General features: G+C 62.6%; 13 protein-coding genes. 11 read left to right on the plus strand and 2 right to left on the minus strand.

Annotated features, from left to right (window positions below):
- Positions 1-742 precede the first annotated feature (742 nt).
- The 9 genes from Tchar_RS08590 to Tchar_RS08630 all read left to right on the plus strand — a co-directional run bounded on the left by Tchar_RS08590 (position 743) and on the right by Tchar_RS08630 (position 14,989).
- Positions 743-1,945 (plus strand): Calx-beta domain-containing protein, encoded by a 1,203-nt coding sequence (locus Tchar_RS08590; RefSeq protein WP_144328657.1) that lies wholly within the window; start codon positions 743-745, stop codon positions 1,943-1,945.
- Between the two features lie 59 nt (positions 1,946-2,004).
- Positions 2,005-2,637, plus strand: a complete 633-nt coding sequence (locus tag Tchar_RS08595; RefSeq protein ID WP_144328658.1) for a hypothetical protein — start codon at positions 2,005-2,007, stop codon at positions 2,635-2,637.
- A complete protein-coding gene (locus Tchar_RS08600; RefSeq protein ID WP_144328659.1) occupies positions 2,634-4,388 on the plus strand; it encodes a type I secretion system permease/ATPase in 1,755 nt (584 codons plus the stop codon). The genes Tchar_RS08595 and Tchar_RS08600 overlap by 4 nt, the downstream gene beginning before the upstream one ends.
- Positions 4,385-6,139, plus strand: coding sequence for a type I secretion system permease/ATPase (locus Tchar_RS08605; RefSeq protein WP_144328660.1), 1,755 nt, complete (start codon positions 4,385-4,387; stop codon positions 6,137-6,139). The genes Tchar_RS08600 and Tchar_RS08605 overlap by 4 nt, the downstream gene beginning before the upstream one ends.
- A gap of 42 nt (positions 6,140-6,181) precedes the next feature.
- Positions 6,182-7,540 (plus strand): HlyD family type I secretion periplasmic adaptor subunit, encoded by a 1,359-nt coding sequence (locus tag Tchar_RS08610; protein WP_144328661.1) that lies wholly within the window; start codon positions 6,182-6,184, stop codon positions 7,538-7,540.
- Between the two features lie 4 nt (positions 7,541-7,544).
- A complete protein-coding gene (locus Tchar_RS08615) occupies positions 7,545-8,915 on the plus strand; it encodes a TolC family outer membrane protein (RefSeq protein WP_144328662.1) in 1,371 nt (456 codons plus the stop codon).
- Between the two features lie 32 nt (positions 8,916-8,947).
- Positions 8,948-10,051 (plus strand): MraY family glycosyltransferase, encoded by a 1,104-nt coding sequence (locus tag Tchar_RS08620; protein WP_144328663.1) that lies wholly within the window; start codon positions 8,948-8,950, stop codon positions 10,049-10,051.
- Between the two features lie 70 nt (positions 10,052-10,121).
- Positions 10,122-11,834, plus strand: coding sequence for a PIG-L family deacetylase (locus Tchar_RS08625; protein ID WP_144328664.1), 1,713 nt, complete (start codon positions 10,122-10,124; stop codon positions 11,832-11,834).
- Positions 11,831-14,989 (plus strand): glycosyltransferase, encoded by a 3,159-nt coding sequence (locus Tchar_RS08630; RefSeq protein WP_161595488.1) that lies wholly within the window; start codon positions 11,831-11,833, stop codon positions 14,987-14,989. The genes Tchar_RS08625 and Tchar_RS08630 overlap by 4 nt, the downstream gene beginning before the upstream one ends.
- Positions 14,990-15,132: 143 nt before the next feature.
- Here the strand turns inward: Tchar_RS08630 and Tchar_RS08635 are convergent, their stop codons facing one another.
- On the minus strand, positions 15,133-15,342 hold the full coding sequence (locus tag Tchar_RS08635) for a hypothetical protein (RefSeq protein WP_144328666.1): 210 nt from the start codon (positions 15,340-15,342) through the stop codon (positions 15,133-15,135).
- Between Tchar_RS08635 and Tchar_RS08640 the strand changes: the two genes are divergently transcribed.
- Together Tchar_RS08640 and Tchar_RS08645 are read left to right on the plus strand one after the other, a co-directional pair.
- Positions 15,341-16,111 carry an ABC transporter permease gene (locus Tchar_RS08640; protein WP_144328667.1) on the plus strand — a complete coding sequence of 257 codons (771 nt, stop codon included), beginning with the start codon at positions 15,341-15,343 and terminating at the stop codon, positions 16,109-16,111. The genes Tchar_RS08635 and Tchar_RS08640 overlap by 2 nt on opposite strands.
- Positions 16,101-17,351: an ABC transporter ATP-binding protein gene (locus tag Tchar_RS08645; RefSeq protein ID WP_161595489.1), complete on the plus strand. Its 1,251-nt coding sequence runs from the start codon at positions 16,101-16,103 to the stop codon at positions 17,349-17,351. The genes Tchar_RS08640 and Tchar_RS08645 overlap by 11 nt, the downstream gene beginning before the upstream one ends.
- 60 nt (positions 17,352-17,411) lie before the next feature.
- On the opposite strand, the gene Tchar_RS08650 is transcribed toward Tchar_RS08645, so the two are convergent.
- On the minus strand, positions 17,412-19,169 hold the full coding sequence (locus tag Tchar_RS08650; RefSeq protein WP_144328669.1) for a calcium-binding protein: 1,758 nt from the start codon (positions 19,167-19,169) through the stop codon (positions 17,412-17,414).
- Positions 19,170-19,268: the final 99 nt, after the last annotated feature.

A 19,268-nucleotide genomic window follows, 5' to 3' on the forward strand; every position in this document is an offset into this window, starting at 1 on the left:
CCTCATTGCGGCCGTGCGCCTCATCGGCCGGTGGCTCGCCCAGCGGCGGCCAACCGAGACCAGTGGCGCCAACCCTGCCCAGCTGCGGCTAAGGGCGGCGTGAAAATGAATTTTTCAGGGACGACTAATTATTGCAAACGGAACGTTGTGTGATATCTGTGCGGTTTGAGGGTCTGTTTTGAATGTTACATTCAGCTGGTGGTGATTGGGGGTGCCGATAAAATTATCAAAGAGGTCGATTTGAAAAAAGTTAAGGCTATTGGACGTTAACCCATGCGATAGATCGGGCTCATGTTTTCTTGTGTCTCCCAAGCGTAGACTGGCATTCTAGTAAAAGTCAATTGGCTACGGATGGTCTCTCGCGAGGCGTTTTACAGCAATGGGTCTGTCGTTCGATAGTGATACCTCATTAATATAGAAAAACGAGGCAGAAATCGGACCTGTACGAACGTGCGAAGTGCCGTGTAAATCTTACACCTGTATGTCCTTCGGTGCTTCCAGCGTCGGCCGTGATCAAAAAGAAATATGCTTCGTTTCGTTCGACCAAACGCGTCGATGGCGGTATTTTACCTGAGAACGCTCTGCAACGCTACGCCCGTCGGTGGCGGATAGCCCCGATCAGCATGGCGCCACTGAGCGCTCGACCGCGCGAGTGCGCGGGGTGTTTCAGCAGATCTCTTTGCCGCGTCGACGCGCCGACCCGCGCTGCGCACGAGGGCGTGAAGGAGAGTATCATGTTACCATGGTCACAACTGCGGGCGACTACACCGTTCAGCGCTACCGAGCCATGTCACCGTGGCATACGGGGGTTGTATTCGTCAGTTACGCGGGCTACGCGGGCACCGGTGCCGTGTTGTACGACGGCAGGGCCATCCTTACCGCGGCGCATTTGTTCGATGCCCGACCCGGGACGGGCTACATCACGTTTTTGCGTGATGACGGCACTTCCTTTACCAGCCCCATCAGCGGCTACCAAATCCATCCTGATTATGAAGCCAGCAACCTCAACCACGATCTCGCCATTGTGTGGCTGCGGGATCCTGCGCCGCCCGACATAACGCGCTATGACATTTACCGAGAGGGTGACGAGCTGGGGCGTGCCTTCGAGTTCGTTGGTTTCGGTCAGCCCGGAACCGGCCTCGTCGGACATATAGGGCGAGTGAACGCATGGTTGCGTTTGAAAGCCAACAATCGCTTCGACGCCGACGGCGCGGAACTCAAGGCCGCACTGGGTGCTGGTATGGCGTGGGCGCCACGAGCTGGCGTCCACCTCATGGCCGACTTCGACAGCGGCTGGGCCACCAATGACGCGTTAGGAGTCCTGTTGGGTCGCGATGACCTTGGTCTTGGTCTCGAAGAGGGGATCATCGCTCCAGGGGACAGTGGTGGTCCAGCGTTCATCGACCGGCGTATCGCTGGGGTTGCCAGTTATGGGGCGAGCCTGAGTTATGGATTCATAAGTCCCGATATCGACAGCGACACCAATGCAACCTTCGGCGAGATCGCCGCATGGCAACGGGTCAGCGTTCATCAGCAGTGGATCGATCAGTCCTTGCGCGCCGGCTATCCTGAGGCGCCCGCCCACGCCGAGGATGTCCAGCGCACCGTACGCGAAGGCGATACGGGCACCCGCTATGCGTACTTCCTGCTCGAGTTCACCGGCGAGCGCGCGCATCCCGAGCAGATGGTAAGCGTAGACTACGCCACCCGCGATGGAACGGCGCGAGCTGGTCAAGACTACCTTCCCGTCACAGGGACTTTGCGACTGTACCCCGGTGAAACACGCGCGGTGATCCCGGTTGAGATCATCGGTGACACCGTTGCAGAGGAAGACGAGACTTTTTATATGGACGTCTTCAACCCGGTCGGCGGGAGCTTTGGCACTGGCGTAGCCAAGCTGACAGCCATGCGCACGATCGTGGACGACGACGTCGGCTGGCTCTGAGACTTCGGTAAGTGGTCGGCAGGCCGCGTGAAGACGATGTGCTCTGCTAGAATTCCTATATGAAAACTATCAGCGTCCGCATCCCTTTATCGGTTACCGCCGAGCAGGCGGTGCGGTTGCAGGCGCTGCAGCGGACATTTGCCCAGGCGTGCAACCTGTTGGCTCCGCTGGTGCGCGAACACCGATGTTGGAATCGCGTGGCGCTGCACCACCTGGGCTACCGCCTGGTGCGGCAGCAGCTGCCGGCGCTGGGCTCGCAGATGGCCTGCAATGCCATTTACTCGGTGTGTCGCGCCGCGCGCCTCGTCTTCCAGCACCCGCGCAGCCCATTTCATATTCAACGCTTAGGGGATAAACCGCTGCCGCTGCTGCGCTTCGCCGACGACTGCCCGGTCTATTTCGATCGGCACACTTTGTGCGTGCGCCAAGGCAGGGTGTCCATGTACACCCTTGATGGCCGGCTGCGCTTCGACCTCGCCTTGCGGCCGCAAGACGAAGAGGCCTTTCACACCATGCGCCTCATCGAAATTGTCTTGGTGGCGCGCGCCGCACATGACTTCGAGCTCATCTTCACCCTACAGTCCGATTCTCAATCCACGGTGGAAGGCGGCGACGTCACGACGCTCGGTGCCAGCGCGGCACACGGGGCCGGCAACTTTCCCGCGTACTTGATGGTGGAACCAACCGCATGAATCCCTCGCCCATCGGCGCTGGGGGCGAGTCGCCCCAGCGCCTGCTCCCGCTGCAGGATCTATGGCCGTCGATACGCCGCGCATGGCTGTTTGCCGCCGTGGCCGGTTTGTTGGTGCTGGCGCCCACGTTCTACATGTTCGAAGTGTACGGCCGCGTCGTCGAAAGCCGCAGTCACGTCACGCTGGCCATGCTCACTTTGGCCGTCGTGTTGGCCTACGCCGTCATGGAGACTCTGGAGTGGGCGCGCGCCGAAGTCATGCGCGAAACCGCAGCGTGGGTCGACCAGCGATTGGCGCCGCGCATCATCGATGCCATCCACCAAGCCAATCTACGTCGCCCAGGGGCGGCCAATGTCCAGCCTTTGCTCGACTGGCGCACCGTACGTGACTTCTTTCACCACCCGGTCCTGGGCGCGGCTATGGAGGCGCCCCTGTCATTGGTCTTCTTGCTCATCCTCTACCTCATTAGCCCGGTCCTGGGTTGGGCGGCGCTGGTCGGGGCCATCGTGCAAGTGGCGCTGGCGTGGTTCAACCAATCCACCACCCAGCCACCGCTGAGCGCCGCCAACCGCGGGGCCATCGCAGCGCAGCAAGCCGCCGACGGCATGCTGCGCAACGCCGAGGTCGTCGAGGCCATGGGCATGATGCGCGCCCTGCATCAGCGCTGGTGGAAGCTGCAGCAAGAGTTCTTGCGCCTGCAGGCGCTCGCATCCGATCGCGCCGGCGTGTTTGCCGCGCTCAGCAAATGGGTGCAAGTGGTCTGGAGTTCGGCGCTGCTGGGGCTGGGCGCGTGGCTGTTGCTCGAAAACGCCCTGCCCGGCGGGGCTGCGATGATGATCGTGGGCTCCGTCCTGGGCGGGCGTGTGCTCGTGCCGCTGGTTCAAATCGTCACCCAATGGCGCGCCGTGGTCACCGCGCGCGATGCCTGGCAACGCTTGGAAAAATGGATGAATCAATTGCCGCCTAAGCCGCCGGCCATGCCGCTGCCGCCGCCCAAGGGCCTGCTCACCGTCGAGGGCGTGGTCGTCGCGCCGCCCGGCTCCCAGGTGCCGATTCTGCGCGGGGTCGCCTTTGTCTTGCAACCCGGCGAGGCCTTGGCCGTCGTCGGACCGTCGGGCTCCGGCAAAACCACGCTGGCGCGGGCGCTCGTTGGCCTGTGGCCGAGCATGGCGGGCAAGGTCCGCCTCGACGGTGCGGACGTCTTTGGCTGGGACAAGGCCGAGCTGGGCCCGCACATCGGCTATTTGCCGCAAGGCGTCGACTTGCTCGATGGCACCATCGCGGAAAATATCGCGCGCTTTGGGCGCGTCGACATGCCGCGTGTGCGCGAAGCGGCAGCGCTGGTGGGGCTGGACGATCTCATCGCGGCCCTGCCCCAGGGCTACGACACCGTGGTGGGCGCCGAAGGCACCGTGCTGTCCGGTGGCCAGCGCCAGCGCGTGGCGCTGGCACGCGCGCTCTACGGGGATCCGGCCTTGGTCGTGCTGGATGAGCCCAACGCGAGCCTCGACGAGGCCGGGGATGCGGCGCTGGTCCAAGCGATTGCCCGCTGCAAGGCGCGCGGCACCACCTTCGTCATCATCACCCACCGCACCAGTGTGCTGTCCGTGGTCGACAAAATGCTGGTTTTGGTCGATGGTGCCACCAAAGCCTGGGGGCCGCGCGACGAAGTCCTGGCCGCCCTGCAGCGCCCCGCTGCGGCGACCGCCCTGACCAAAGCTGCCGCCCAACCGCAGGTGCAACCCACATGAACCCAAATAACCACGCAGGCCGCAGCGAACTGCGGCGCACGCTGGCGGCATTTCGCCGCGAATTCCTCTGGGTCGGCTTTTTCAGCGGCGTGGCCAACCTGCTCATGCTGGCGCCAGCGCTGTACATGTTGCAGGTGTACGACCGGGTGCTGGTCAGTCGCAGCGAGTTGACGCTGCTGGCCGTCTCCATCCTGACCTTGTTTTTGCTCGCTCTCATGGCGCTTGCCGAATGGCTGCGCTCGCGCGTCCTGGTCAAGACCGGTTTGCGCATCGACGACAGGCTCAGCAACCGGATCTTTCAAGCGGCGTTCGATGCCAGCCTGCGTCCCAATGGCGCTCGCCAGGGGCGTGCGTTTGCCGACCTCACCGAGCTGCGCCAATTCCTCACCGGCAATGGCATATTTGCATTCTTCGATGTGCCGTGGGCGCCGATTTACGCAGCGGTGCTGTTTCTCATGCATCCGCTGCTGGGTTGGCTGGCCGTCGTATTCGCACTGGTGCAGGGCGCGCTGGCGTGGTGGGGGCACCGCCGCGCGCTCGGCCCGACCGAAGCCTTACAGCAGCGGCAGGCCGACGAAGCCCGTTTCGTACAAGCCAAATTGCGCAACGCCGAAGTCATCGAATCGATGGGGATGCTCGAAGGCCTCAAGCGCCGCTGGGCGCAACGGCACGCCGACGTGATGGCGCAGCACGCGCGCACCCACGCCCAGCAGCACCGCATCACGGCGTTGAGCAAGTTTCTGCGCTACTGCCAACAATCGTTCATGCTGGGCGCGGGTGCCTTGCTCGTCATCGACGGTGAACTGACCCCCGGTGCCATGATCGCTGCCAATGTGCTGGCCGGCCGGGCGCTGGCTCCCATCGATCTGCTGGTGGGCACCTGGCGCGCCTTTTTGAGCGCGCGCCAAGCCTTCCTGCGTCTGCAAGCCCTGCTTGCGCAGCACCCGCCGCGTGACCCGGCATTGCGCCGCACGGCACCCCAAGGCCACATCCGCTTGGTGGGGGTCGTCGCGCGGGCGCCGGGGCGCGCCGAGCCCATCTTGCGCGGCATCGATTTGGAGCTCGTGCCAGGTACCGTCACCGTCATCATGGGGCCGTCCGGATCGGGCAAATCGACGCTGGCGCGTGTCATCATCGGTATCTGGCCCGACGTCGAAGGCGAGGTGCTGCTCGATGAGCGTCCGCTGGCAGACTGGAGCCGCGACGCCCTCGGTCCGCACATCGGCTATCTTCCGCAAGACATCGAGCTCTTTGACGGCACCATCGCACAAAACATCGCGCGCATGGGGGCCGAGGACTCCGCGCTCGTCATCCAAGCGGCGCAGACCACCGGCTTGCACGCCACCATTTTGCGTTTTCCCAAAGGCTACGACACGCCGATGGGGGAGGCGGGGCAGCTGCTGTCGGGCGGCCAACGCCAGCGCGTGGCGCTGGCCCGCGCGCTCTACGGCAGTCCAGCGCTGGTCGTACTGGACGAGCCCAACGCCAACCTCGACGACGCGGGCGAAGCCGCGCTGCAGCAGGCGCTGCAGGCGCTCAAGGCCGAAGGGCGCACCGTCGTCGTCATTTCGCACCGTCCGGGGGTGCTCGCCGTGGCCGACCGTGTGGTGCTGATGCGCGACGGGCGCATCTGGGCGCAGGGGCCGCGCGACGACGTGCTGCGCCGCCTGCAAGCGCCCCACGCGGCCACGCCCGCTGCCACCCCGGCCGATCCTACGGTTTCCGGCCCGCATCAGCCGCTGCCCGCGTAAAGCTGCGATCTCGCATACACCGTTTTCACCCACTCCGCATCCATGAACCACCCCGTGCCCGCTTCCCAAATACCCGACGAGGCGTCACTGCCTGCACCTGCCCTCGATGCGCCCTCCGTCAGGCCCCCCAGCCGGGCGGCCCGCTGGGGGGCCTGGGTGATGGCCTTGGGCTTTGGCGGCTTCCTGCTCTGGGCGGCCCTGGCCCCGTTGGACGAGGGTGTCCCCGCGCACGGGGCGGTGGCCATCGACACCAAACGCAAAGCCGTGCAGCACTTGAGCGGCGGCATCGTACGTGAAGTGCACGTGCGCGAAGGCGACCTCGTGCGCGAAGGGCAGCTGCTCTTCGTGCTCGACGATGCGGTGGCCAAAGCCAATTTCGAAACCGTGCGCCAACGCTACCTCGGTCTGCGCGCGATGCAAGGCCGCTTGTTGGCCGAGCGCGTCGGCGCCGCCAGCATCGACTGGCATCCAGACGTGCGCGCTGAACAAGGCGATCCCTGGATCGAGGCCCAGATGCTCGCCCAGCAACAACTGCTGCAATCGCGTCGCGCCGCCCTGCAGGCAGAGCTGCAAGCCATCGAAGAGGCCATCCAGGGCCAGCAGGCCCTCCTGCGCGCCTACGAGGGCGTCCTGCCGGCGCGCCGCCAGCAACTGGCCTTGCTGCAAGAGGACTTGCGCAACCTCTCGGGCCTGGTCGAAGAGGGCTACGCCCCGCGCGTGCGCCAAAACGATTTGCAGCGCCAAGTGGCCGAACTGCAAGCCAGCCTCACCGAGCTGCAAGGCAACATCCAGCGCGCGCAGCGCACCATGGCCGAGCTGCGCCAGCGTGCCGTGGCGCGCCAGCAAGACTTTCGCAAAGCGGTCGAAGACGAGCTCAGTCGCGTCACCCTCGAAGCCCAAGCCGACCAACAGCGCTACCAGGCCGCCCGCGCGGAACTGCAGCGCACGCGCATCACCGCGCCGGCGCAAGGCCAAGTCGTCGGCCTGGCGGTGCAAACCGTGGGCGCGGTCATCCAACCCGGGCAAAAACTGCTCGACATCGTACCCGAGGATGAGCCGCTGCTGCTGGAAGCCCGGCTCGAGCCTCACCTGATCGACAAAGTGCGCGCCGGCCTCAAGACCGACGTTCGCTTCTCGGCTTTCTCGCATACGCCGCAACTGGTCGTCGAAGGCGAAGTCGCCTCGGTGTCGCAAGACCTGCTCACCGACCCCCACACCGGCGCGGGCTTTTACTTGTTGCGCGTGGCGCTCACGCCGCAAGGCATGGCGGCGCTCGGGCAGCGCCGCTTGCAGCCGGGCATGCCGGCCGACATCATCATCAAAACGGGTGAGCGCTCGTTGCTGACCTACCTGATGGGCCCGCTGGTGCGCCGGGTCGCCGCCAGTCTCAAGGAGGAGTGAGCCGATGCCGTCCCCCTCACTGCAAACGCTGGCCGTGCGTGGGCCGCGCTGGCTGCGCCTGGGCGCTGCGGCCCTGATCGCGTGTGCGGCGCTTAGCCCGGCCGCAGCGCTGGACTTGACCGAAGCCTATCGGCTGGCGCTCGACAACGACGCGACGGTGCGCGCCGCGCGCGCCGCCGCCGACGCCCAGCGCGAACGCCTGCCGCAAGCGCGCGCCCAGCTCTTGCCCAACATCGGCGCCAGCGCCGGGCGTGCCCACAACGACCTCACGCGCACCCAGGCCAATATCCTGGGACAACCCGTCACCAGCGACGAGCGCTACTACAGCAAAAACGCCAGCCTCACCTTGCGCCAGCCGCTGTACCGCCCCGCGCTGTGGGCAGCCTTGGAGCAAGCGCGTGCGGTCGTGGCCGATGCCGACGCCACCCTGCAAGCCGAGCTGGACAACCTGGGCCCGCGCGTTGCCAGCGCCTACTTCGAAGCCCTGTACGCGCACGACCAATTGGCGCTCGTGCGCGAGCAAGTGCGGGTCGCGCACATCCAGCTCGACGCCGCCGTCAAGGCCTGGCAAGCCGGCACCGGCACCCGCACCGACGTCGACGAAGTGCAAGCGCGGCTGGACCTGCTGCGTGCAGACGAGCTGCGCGCGCGCCAGCAGCTCGACTTTACCCGTCACGGCCTGCGCGCGCTCATCGACCGCGAACCCGACGCCCTGGCTGCCCTCGATCCGCAGCGGCTCGTGCTCAGTCCCCCGCAACCGCTCGACCTCGACGCTTGGCTGGCCAAGGCCGAGCAGGGCAACCCGACCTTGCAAGCCCTGCGAGCCCGCGTCCAAGTCGCCGAGCAAGAAGTCCGGCGTGCCCAAGCGGGGCACCTGCCCACGCTCGACGCTTACGCCCAGGTCACCCACAGCGCCAGCGAAAACGTCACCACTCCCAGCTCGCGCTACACCAACCGCAGCGTCGGCGTGCAGTTCAACCTGCCGCTGTACGCCGGGGGAGCCGTCGACTCCGCCACGCGCCAAGCCCTGGCAGAACTGACGCGGGCCCAAGAAACCCTGCAAGCCACCCGCCGCGATCTCGGCGTGCGTCTGCACCGCGAATACCGCGCCATCACCGAAGGCATCGAGCGCGTGCGGGCGCTGGAGCGCGCGGTGGCAGCGGCCGAGCTCGCTGTCACCTCCAACCAACGCTCGTGGGCCGCTGGCACCCGAACCGTGCTCGACGTGCTCAACGCCCAGCAGCAGCGCCAAACGGCGCTGCGCGACCTCGCGCAGGCCCGCTACGAAGTGTTGCTGGCGCGGCTGCGCCTGTGGGCGCTGGCCGGCGAGAGTGTCGAAGAAGAAATCGAGCGCATCAACGCGGCGTTGCGCTAGCACCCGCTGGGGTCAGCGTAAATTCGGCAATCATGCTCATTCAAGCGCTTGTGGCACTCGTGGTGGCCTTTGCCGTGTCCGCCGTTTTGGTGCGTAATGGCCGGCATTGGACCGTGGGGCTCGACGATGACAAGCCTCAACGCTTTCACATCGGCGACGTTCCGCGGCTCGGAGGCGTCGCCCTTGCCGCGGGCATGGCGATCGCGGGCGTACGCGCCGCCCTATCGCCTACGTTGGGCGACGTTGGGCTGGCAGCGCTGAATGGCGCCGAGCTTGCGATGTGGTGGTTAGCCGTATTGCCGGGCTTGGCGGCAGCGTGGTATGAGGACTGCACGCAGCGGCTGGAACCCCGATGGCGGTTGCTATTGACATTCGTCACTGGACTGCTGGCTGTCGTGTTGCTGGACTTGTCCATCGCGCGCACAGGCTTTGCGTTCCTCGATGTCTTTTGGCAGTCCTCTGCGCTGTTTGGCGTTTGTCTGGCGGTGGTGGCTATCGCGGGTCTTCCGCACGCGTTCAATATCATCGATGGCTACAATGGCCTGGCGGGCGTCATTGCTGCAGCGGCAGCATTGGCATTGGCCTATGTGGCTATCAAGGTGGGTGATTGGCGCTTGGCTGGTTGGTTGATTGGCCTGGTTGGGGCTACCCTTGGATTTTTATTCTGGAATTATCCGCGTGGTTTATTGTTTGCTGGCGACGGGGGCGCCTATCTGTGGGGTATCAGTCTCGCCATTGCGTCGATACAATTGGTTCAAGGAAATTCGCGGGTGTCGCCATGGTTTCCAATGCTGGTGTTCGTTTATCCCGTTTCAGAAACCTTGTTCTCGATATACAGAAAGTGGGTGCGCGGGGAGTCTCCCAGCGTTGCGGACGCGCTGCACTTTCACCAGCTGATCTACCGCCGAATCGTTCGTCAGGTATTTGAGGGTGACCAGGTACGACGACTGCTCATACGCAATAATAAAACGTCGCCCTACCTATGGGCTTTTGCTGCGTTTACGCTGGTGCCAGCCGTACTGTTTTGGGATAATTCTTGGATATTGATGCTTTTTTGTTTATTTTTCATGACGGCTTATATCGTGATGTACCGCTCGATCATTCGATTCAAGGTGCCGACTTGGTTACGTTTCTAAGAGTCGCGCCGGTAACGGTGGTGGCCACATTGTCGGATCAGACCTGCTCTTGGCAATCAAATAGTTCGTCATGTTAGACCGACAACTGGAGGGTCAAACCTTCCCGCAGCCGTTCGATATCGCGCGTTATCGGCGGTACTTGGTATTTGCGCCCCATGCCGACGACGAGGTCTTCGGCTGCGGTGGCACGCTGGCGCTAGCTGTGCGCGCCGGTGCCTCGGTGCAGGTGGTGGTCGTCACCGATGGTCGTTTCAGTCATCCCGACAGGCCGGCTGACGAGGTAACCAGTAAGCGCCGCGAGGAAGCGCGTGCGGCAGCGGCGCTGTTGGGCTACGAACTGGTGTTTTGGGACGTGTCGGACCGAAATGTGCGTCTTCAGCCGTCTCTCGTCGAGCGGCTATGCACAACGCTCGTTGACTATCGTCCCGATATCGTTTTTTGTACGCCCCCCACCGAGCCGCATCCCGACCATCAGGCGTTGGGTTTGGCGCTGATGGCTGCGATACAGCAGCTAAGTCCCAGGCCGGATCTGGCGTGGTATGAATCGGGGCACCTCCTCATCGATCCAACGCACCTCTGTGATATTACGGCTGTCTTCGACCAAAAACGCGCGGCGGTCCGGTGCTTTACGTCGCAGGAGGCCTTGGCGAGCTACGCCCAGTGTATCGAGGCGAAAGACCGCTTTCGCACCCTTACGCTGGGTCGCTCTAGTCTTGCGGCGGAAGCATTTTATGTGATGAATACAGCTGTCGGGGGCTTCATGGCGACAGTGCCTGGATTGCATGCGCTTCGCCTCCATCACGATGGGCGCGCTGCAACGCCTGCTGATTTGCCGCTGGTCAGTGTTCTGGTGCGTACCATTGGTGATCCGCGACTGGAAGAGGCGGTGGCGAGCGTCCTCGCCCAAACCTATCGACCCATCGAAATCGTCGTGGTGGCGGCTGATGGACGCGATCCACGGCAAAGGTTTCCAGCCCTGGCCTCCGTTGCAGAGCTGCGTATCGTCAATACCGGAGTTGCTCTGACGCGGCCGCAGGCTGCCAATGCGGCGCTGCGCGCGGCGCGGGGTGAGGTCGCTATCTTTCTTGACGACGACGACCTGTTTTTACCGCACCACCTCGAATCATTGGTCGATGTGTTGCGTGCCCATCCCGAAGTTGATGCCGTGCATGCAAATGCGCATGTGGTGGATAGCGACGGGCGGCTATTGTTTACCTATGATTTGCCTTTTGATAGGGATTTATTGTATGTACGTAACCGGCATCCGATACACACGGTTGCATTTCGTATGAGGCTCGTTCACGCGTATGGATGTCATTTCGACGAGTCGTTGCAGCGCCTCGAGGATTGGGATTTTTGGCTTCAGGTGTCGCAGCGCACCGATATGTTGAGCACGGGTCGAGTATCTGCTATATATCGAAATGATCAACGCTCACGCGCCGTTGAGGCGATCGATGAAATACGCATGATACGGCAGCGCTGGATTGGTACCGAGCAGATATCGGGTGTTATCGACGCGCTGGTGCGAGAACGCGACGAGCTCGAGCAGCGTTGGCACAGCGCCCTCTGCGATAATCAAACGTTGCGCGCTCGGCTGAGCGAGCCCCGCAGCGAGTTGTCACCCGAAGCGCAGGTGCGGATCGCCGAAGCTGAAGCGCGGGCCAGTGCGGCCGAGCGCTCATTGCGTTTGGTCGAGCGCAGCGTCAGTTTCCGTCTGGGCCGTTGGTTGACCGCGCCCTTGCGGTGGTTGCGCCAATATCTACACGGAGAGGGACCGGTTTGACCATCGAAGCCGTCAGTGTCGTCATTCCCGCGTACAACCACGAGGCCTACGTCGCCCAGGCCGTGCGCAGCGCCTTGGCGTACCCGCTGGTGGGTGAGGTGTGGGTGTGCGACGATGCCTCCACCGACCGTACGTGGGAAGTGTTGCAGCAGCTCACCGACCCCCGCTTGATCGTCACGCGCCATTCGGTCAACCAAGGCGCCCATGCGACGCTGGGGGCGCTGCTGGATCGGGCGCAGGGCCCGTATCTGGCGGTCCTCAACTCCGACGACCTTTTTTTGCCCGGGCGGCTGCAGCGTTGTGTTGACGTGTTGCAGGCCGGACAGGCGGATCTGGTGGGCACGGACATCCAGCTCATCGACGCGGCCGGTAACGAGATCACCGACCATTGGTGGGTGAGTGCGTTCGCTGCGCTCAAAGCCGTGTGGCGGGAAACGGGCGATTGGGTAGCGACGTTGCTGGAGGGCAATGTCTTCATGACGACCTCCAACTTCGTCTTCACGCGCGCGCTGTGGCAGCGGCTGCGCCCTTTCAGCGCCGATCGCTACGTCCATGACTACGATTTTTTGCTGCGCGCGGTGGCGGCCGGCGCCCGCCTGGCCTGGGTGGACGAGCCGCTGTTGGCCTACCGCTTGCACGGCGCCAACACCATCAGCGAAAGCCCGCTGGCGGCCAACCTGGAGGCCGCCGCCCTATTGCGCCGCCACCTGGGGGCGCTGCTGGCGCTGCCGGGGCCCTTGGCGCAGCGGGTGGCGCATTTGAATAGCCAGTGGGCCCGCATCGAGGGCTACGAAGTGCAGATCCTGCGCGACCAAGCCCAGCGGCAAGTGCAGACGTTACAGGTGGCACTCGCACAGCATGAGCAAAAGCTGAGTGAGTGTGAGCGGAGAGTCTCTGAGCGCGACGCCGCCTTGCGCCATGCGCAGCTGCAAGCCCGCGCCTGGGCGTGGCGTGCGACGAACGCGATGAGCACGTCGGCGCCCGCACGGGCGCGCTCGAGGAAACGTTGGCAGCAGCTGCTGCGGGCTGTGCGCCAGCAACTGGCGCTGGCGCGTACCGTGCCGGCTGGCGCGTCGCTGCATCGGGTCAACGGCTTTGCGGCGCTGCGCCGCTTGGTGCAGCAACGCCCCGCGCTGCAAGCCATCTCGGTGGATGTGTTCGACACGCTGGTGGCGCGCTGTGTGGAGCCGCCCGACGACATCGTGCGCCAAGTGGCCGCTCGCCTAGCCGACCGTCTGGGCGTGCCCGAGCACGCGGACTATGTGTTGCACATGCGGCGCGAGGCCGAGTATGCCTTGCGCCAGGCGGCGCTGGCCGACGGCTATGACCACGAATGCCACCACGATGAACTGGTCCACGCGTGGCTGGCACGCCTGCTGCCCGACTGGGACGATGCGGCGCGCGCCGCGCTGGCCGAGTGGGTGGAGCAGACCGAACTGGAGCTGGAGCGCCTGGCGCTGCAGCCCAAGGCCAATGCGCATCTGTTTTTGCAATGGGCCAAGGCGCAAGGGCTGCGCGTGCTGGCAATCTCCGACATGTACCTTGGCCAGCGGCACCTGCGGCAGCTGCTGGGCGCACTGGGCTACGCCGACTTGATCGACCACATCTACGTCTCGTCCGAGCACCGGATGGGCAAATATTCAGCACGCTTGTTTCAACACGTCTTGCATCGAGAAGGGCTGCCGCCTGAAGCCGTGCTGCACGTCGGCGACAACGTTCTGGCGGATGCGGTGGCGCCCGCGCGGTTGGGCCTGACCGGTGTCTTTTTGGACGAGCGGCGCGAGCGCGCGCGCCGCCGTCGTCAGGCGCTCTCGGCCCGTATGGCGGCTTCGGGTGGCATCTGGCCCGGTCGGCGGGTTGCAGAGGTGATTGCGCAACGCTTGCAAGCCGACCCGCGCGCGCGCCGTGACGACCCCTACTTCCAGTACGGGCTGGAAGTGCTGGGGCCGGTGTTTGCAACGTTCATGGCCGGCTTGCTGGAGCGCGTCAAAACCGATCGGCCGCAGCGGCTGCTGTTCTTGGCGCGCGACGGGTATCTCTTCTATCACATGTATGCCGATGCGGTGCGGCATTTGCCCGGACCGTGGCCCGAAGCTGCGTACATATGCGTCAGTCGCGCCGTGGCGGCGCAGGCGGCCGTGGCCGAAGGGCTGGACGCCGAACGCGCCGCGGTTGCCCTGTACAACCCCAAGCAGCAAGGGCTGTGGTCCATACTCAAGACCTACGGGTTGCCGCCGGAGGAATTCGCGGATTTGGCGCGCGAACACGGCTTGCAGCCCATGCAGCAGCCCTTGAGAGACCGCAACGATCCGCGGCTGCGGGCGTTTTTGGATGATGAACGGGTGCAGTCCCGCGTCCGTCCGCTGGGCGAGCAGGCACGCGCACGGCTGCACCGCTATTTTGCCCAGCACGGGTTTTTTTCCTGCGAATGTGTCGCGCTGGTCGATATTGGTTGGAACGCCACCATTCAACGCTTCTTGGAAAAAGCATTCGCGGCGCACGGGCCTTACCCAACCGTGCACGGCTACTACTTTGCCTACGTGCACGCCATTCACCAGGATGCACTGTCTCATGGCTCCATCGAAGGGCTGATGTACGACCGCCGGCGCGGCAACGCGCACGAGCGCGCGCCACTGGACTTCGAAGAATTGTTCGAGCAGGCTGCCCGCGCGCCGCACGGCACCACCATCGGCTACCAGGAGGTCGGCGAGACGGTACAGCCCATTTTCAAGGACGACGCGGCGCCGGACCGCCAAGCCGAGCTGCGCTGCAACCCCTCGATCCAGGCGCTGCAAGACGGGGTGATGCTGTATTGGGAGCATATGCTCGCCGCACAGACCCTCACCGGGGCCGATTTCGCAGCGCTCAAGCCCTACGCGATGGCGCTGGCCGAGCGCGCCGTCGTCTATCCTACGCCGCAGGAAGTGCAGCTGATCGCGGCCCTGGCGCATACCGAAGACTTCGGCCACGAACACCTGCTGGAGCTGGCGCCAGCGCCGCTGCGTTGGACCGACTGGTTACACCCGGCGCGGCTGAAGCGCCAGCTGGCCGCGCCGTGGCCGTTTGCACGGTTTGCGCGCCTGCCCAGCCTGGCGTTAAAACTCGCGATGCGCTGGACCCACTTGCGCAGCATACGGCGTCGACATCCAACATGATGCGCACACCTCATTCGCGTCTTCTGATCTCCCCGATCAAACTATTCGCGCTGAGCCTACCATTCAAGTTGGCTCGTTCATCGGGCTGTGGTCTGTCGCCCGGATGGCGACCCTTGCGCGCGTGGCTGCGGTTGTGTGCGCTGTCAACGATCAACGATATCGACCGCATTCGGTACATCCTTTTTGTCCTTGCTCGAAAAAGGCGGCACAAACACGATGACGCATCCGATCACCGGGAATGACGCGCCACCCTGCGGCGATCCGGCTGAACAGGGCAACTGGACGTGTCGGGCGGCGTCCGTAAAGGTCGTCACAATCACCCTGACGCACCTCGCTTCTTGACGATTGCTCATGTTATTCATTTATTTTCAATGGGTGCGCCGTGAGCTGCTGGCGCGCTACTCGGGCAGTTTGCTCGGTTTGGCCTGGTTGATCTTGCAGCCGACGCTGCAACTTGGCATATTCGTTTTATTGTTTCACCAGTTCATCGGTCTGCGCTGGGGTGTGTCAGGTCGGCAGGATGTCCTTGTCTACGCGCTGCATGTCTTCATCGGCTTGGCGGTATTCAACTTTATAGCAGACGTCATCCAACGCAGCCCAAATGCCATCGTCAGTCAACCGCACTTGGTCAATAAAATCAAATTTCCGTTGCCGCTTTTGCCGGCGGCGCTCGTCGGCGCCAGCGCCGTGTCATTCTTCATCATGATCCTGATCGCCACGGCTGCTGCCATCGCATTACACGGTGCAGACAACGTGGCACCATTGACCATTACTGGAATCGCGCTCGTGCTCATTGCATATGCCTTAGGCTGCGCCTGGTTCTTGGCTGCCCTCGGCGTCTTTGTGCGTGACACCAGCCACATCGTTGGTCACGTAACCAGCGTTTTGCTATTTTTGAGTCCCGTGTTCTATCCGGCCGACGTGATACCGCCGTCCTGGCGCTGGCTGATCGACTGGAATCCCATTGCCTGGGGTGTTGAAAGTTTGCGCCAAGCGTTCACCCTCAAGCAAGCTATTGATGGGGCGAACGCGATCGCCCATGCGGGCGCAGCCCTTGGTTTTGCCTTTCTTGCATACAGCTGGTTCATGCGCTTACGCAAAGGCTTTGCCGATGTCCTCTGATATGCCGCGTGGCGCGGTGCGCGTCACCAATCTTGGTAAGCACTACGCGATCCTGCCCCGTCCTTTGCGGAGGCTGTGGCACACCTTATTGGGCGTGCCGCCCGATGCCTCGGAGGGATTTTGGCCCGTGCGCCACATCAATTTCTCGCTGCAACCCGGGCAAGCGCTGGGCATCGTCGGATTGAATGGCGCGGGCAAGTCAACGTTGTTGCAACTGATCAACGGCGCACTAACGCCGACCGAAGGTCGTGTCGAAACCGCTGGACGCGTCGCTGCGCTATTGGAGTTGGGCGCTGGTTTCAACCCGGAGTTTACCGGGCGGGAAAACATTCATCTTTACGCGGCGGCACTCGGTTTTACGCGCTCACAAATATTGGCGCGTTTCGAGCAAATCGTCACCTTCAGTGGTTTGCGCGACTATATCGATCGCCCCGTCAAAACCTATTCCAGCGGCATGCTCGTGCGTCTGGCCTTCTCAGTGGCCTCGGCGCTTGAGCCCGATATACTGATCATCGACGAGGCGCTGTCGGTGGGTGACGGTGACTTCAGCCGAAAATCATTCGATCGCATAGCCGCCATCAAAGAGCAGGGCGCGACCATCATTCTGTGCAGTCATGTGCTCTACCATATCGACTTGTTTTGTGATCACGTTTTATGGCTGCATGAGGGACGTGTCAAGGCGCTCGGGCCAACCGCCCATGTTCTGTCGGCGTACCGCGACTTTCTCGACCAGGACGTCGTGACGCGCGATGGCCTCACGCATCCAGATCCGCGCACGGCCGCTCCCCCTAAGTCGGCGCCGGCGGAGATCACCTCCGTTGAGGTGCGCCTAGACGGCGTTAGCGGAGAACGTCTTGCCGGGCGCAGCGGTGTGTCCACGCTGACCGTCGATGTCGGCTACCGAACCCGCACGACGCTTCCGCCGCCCCATGTGGCCGTGGTCTTGTCATCGGTGACGGGCCGTATCCTGGCATCACACGACAGTCAATCGCTCGCCGTGCGGCCCATCGATGGACGCGGACGAGGCCGCCTGCGTTTCGTTCTTCCGTCGATACCGCTGACCCGTGGTATTTATCGGGTGGGCGTGTATCTGCTGTGTGAACGCGCGCGCCACGTCTACCAGTGGATAGATCCGGTGGCCACCCTCGAATTGGAGCAAACCACCACGCATCAAGGATATTTCTTGCTGAACGGTCACTGGGAGGTGGTCAGTAGCGCGCCCGATGCGATGGCGAAATAAAAAAAGCCGCCGACGGCGGCGTTTCGCGATATTGCAAACCGTGTCGATAGGGTGGCGTGATCACGTAAAGCTGCCCAGCACATCGATCAAAGACAGTTGGTCGGTACGCAGGCCAGCGAAAATTGCAATCGGTGTAATCTCATCGGGTACGACGCGATTGTCGGCACCACTGTCATCTTTGAAATAGTAGAGGCCCATATCGTTGGCGCCGACATTGATCAAGAAATAGTGACCATAACTATAATGAGCAAAAGTATATTTTTTATATGTATGATTATTTCCATACGGATCGAGAAATGCAGCTACACTCACGGTGTCGGCGGCCGCGGCCGCTGCGCCTTGGATGACGAAGAAGCCGGCCGAGGCTTGATACGCTTGAGTGGGCGACGTAATGATCTGGGTATACGATTGCCATTGTTTTGTGAAGCTGTTGTAATAACCTGCACTCCATTTTCTGTATCCGTCGACAGTGTAGAACTCCCCGATTTCCATTTCGTCATCGCCCATTTTGAAGCCCTTTATCGTCACGGTCGGGGTCACCGATTGGGCGGTATGGACGATGATTTGATCATAGCCTGGCGTATCTTCGGAAAGATCGATGACCACGCCGCCCGTTGCACGGTGCGCGTCATAAACCGTTACTTGATCATGCCCATCGCCAGGGCGAACGACGCTGGGCTGCGACGAGGTGGAGTTATAATAACCTATCTCTATATCATCGTTGCCCAATCCACCGTAAACGCTCGAACCAAAGCCTACGTGAATGTCGTCGTTGCCGGCACCGCCATCGACATAGCAATCGTCCCCACTATCTATGGAGTCATCACCGTCACCACCATCGATCGTATTTTTGCCGCCACCGCCGTAAATACGGTCTGCTCCACTGCCACCAAAAATCAAATCGGCACCCTCGTAACCATAAATCACATCTGCGCCGTCGTCCCCGTATAGTTGATCGTTCCCGTAGCCGCCATCAATCGTATCGGCACCACCGCCGCCAAAGATGATATTGACAGAGGTGTCATAAACATAATATTTCCCTTGCCAAACCGAAATCCGGCCGCCGTCTATATAATCGGCGCCCAGGCCGCCATCGATAAAATCGGCTCCGGCACCACCGTAAATTTTATCGTCGCCGGAGTTGCCGTATAGCACGTCGTTGCCGTCGCCGCCCGTGATGGTGTCGTGTCCCATTCCACCATCGATGCGGTCGTCGGCCACCGTTCCCTGGATATTGTCGTTGGTATTGCCATATACGGTGAAAGCCGACGCCTGGTTGTTGCGGAAGGCGCTCGCCAATTGTGTGTAGCGTTCGGCCAATACAGTATCTGACGTGATTCCGTTCAGGAACGCCTGCAACGTTGCCACATCGGTCGTGACCTCGCCCAAGGTTCCGGTGACGAAGCGCGCCACCGCCACCTCGTTGGCCATTTTGAGTGCCGTTTTGCCCCAGGTGGGATCTTGAAAGCTCTTGTTGGCCAGGTTGTTGAACACCGTATAAATCACGTCACCCCGTGTCATGCCGCCGTTCATGGCATTGACGATATCTTGTACTGCGGCATTTTTGTCGGCATCGCTGGCGGAGCTGCCTACCACGTTGTCAACCAAACGTCGGGCAAACTCCGCGCTGCCCAACGAGCCAGGATAACGGTCTAAAAAGACCGATTTGGTTGTGAAGATATTGACGATTTGTTTGGTTGTGAGGCCGGCGTTGTAGGCATCGGCTACTTGTTGATAGTAGGTTTTGCCCGGCGCCGCACCAAAAGCGATGGCGAAAAACCGGTAGATGTCGATATCCTGTTGTGCGCTCAGTGCCATGATGACTCCCAAGATACGGATGATTGAGTCCAGACCAGCATGGGACGGGTCGCTTGACGCACCGGCTTCCCCTCCAGATGGTAACCTTCGCCCCCTCCC

The sequence above is a fragment of the Tepidimonas charontis genome (assembly GCF_007556685.1).
Lineage (GTDB): Bacteria > Pseudomonadota > Gammaproteobacteria > Burkholderiales > Burkholderiaceae_C > Tepidimonas > Tepidimonas charontis.

What these genes read in the sequence shown, in the direction of transcription:
- Tchar_RS08595 (WP_144328658.1), top strand. Translation starts at nt 2,005, where the DNA reads ATGAAAACTATCAGCGTCCGCATCCCTTTATCGGTTACCGCCGAGCAG.
- Tchar_RS08610 (WP_144328661.1), top strand. Translation starts at nt 6,182, where the DNA reads ATGAACCACCCCGTGCCCGCTTCCCAAATACCCGACGAGGCGTCACTG.
- Tchar_RS08615 (WP_144328662.1), top strand. Translation starts at nt 7,545, where the DNA reads ATGCCGTCCCCCTCACTGCAAACGCTGGCCGTGCGTGGGCCGCGCTGG.
- Tchar_RS08620 (WP_144328663.1), top strand. Translation starts at nt 8,948, where the DNA reads ATGCTCATTCAAGCGCTTGTGGCACTCGTGGTGGCCTTTGCCGTGTCC.
- Tchar_RS08650 (WP_144328669.1), bottom strand. Translation starts at nt 19,169, where the DNA reads ATGGCACTGAGCGCACAACAGGATATCGACATCTACCGGTTTTTCGCC.
- Tchar_RS08625 (WP_144328664.1), top strand. Translation starts at nt 10,122, where the DNA reads ATGTTAGACCGACAACTGGAGGGTCAAACCTTCCCGCAGCCGTTCGAT.
- Tchar_RS08605 (WP_144328660.1), top strand. Translation starts at nt 4,385, where the DNA reads ATGAACCCAAATAACCACGCAGGCCGCAGCGAACTGCGGCGCACGCTG.
- Tchar_RS08635 (WP_144328666.1), bottom strand. Translation starts at nt 15,342, where the DNA reads ATGAGCAATCGTCAAGAAGCGAGGTGCGTCAGGGTGATTGTGACGACC.
- Tchar_RS08645 (WP_161595489.1), top strand. Translation starts at nt 16,101, where the DNA reads ATGTCCTCTGATATGCCGCGTGGCGCGGTGCGCGTCACCAATCTTGGT.
- Tchar_RS08590 (WP_144328657.1), top strand. Translation starts at nt 743, where the DNA reads ATGGTCACAACTGCGGGCGACTACACCGTTCAGCGCTACCGAGCCATG.
- Tchar_RS08600 (WP_144328659.1), top strand. Translation starts at nt 2,634, where the DNA reads ATGAATCCCTCGCCCATCGGCGCTGGGGGCGAGTCGCCCCAGCGCCTG.
- Tchar_RS08640 (WP_144328667.1), top strand. Translation starts at nt 15,341, where the DNA reads ATGTTATTCATTTATTTTCAATGGGTGCGCCGTGAGCTGCTGGCGCGC.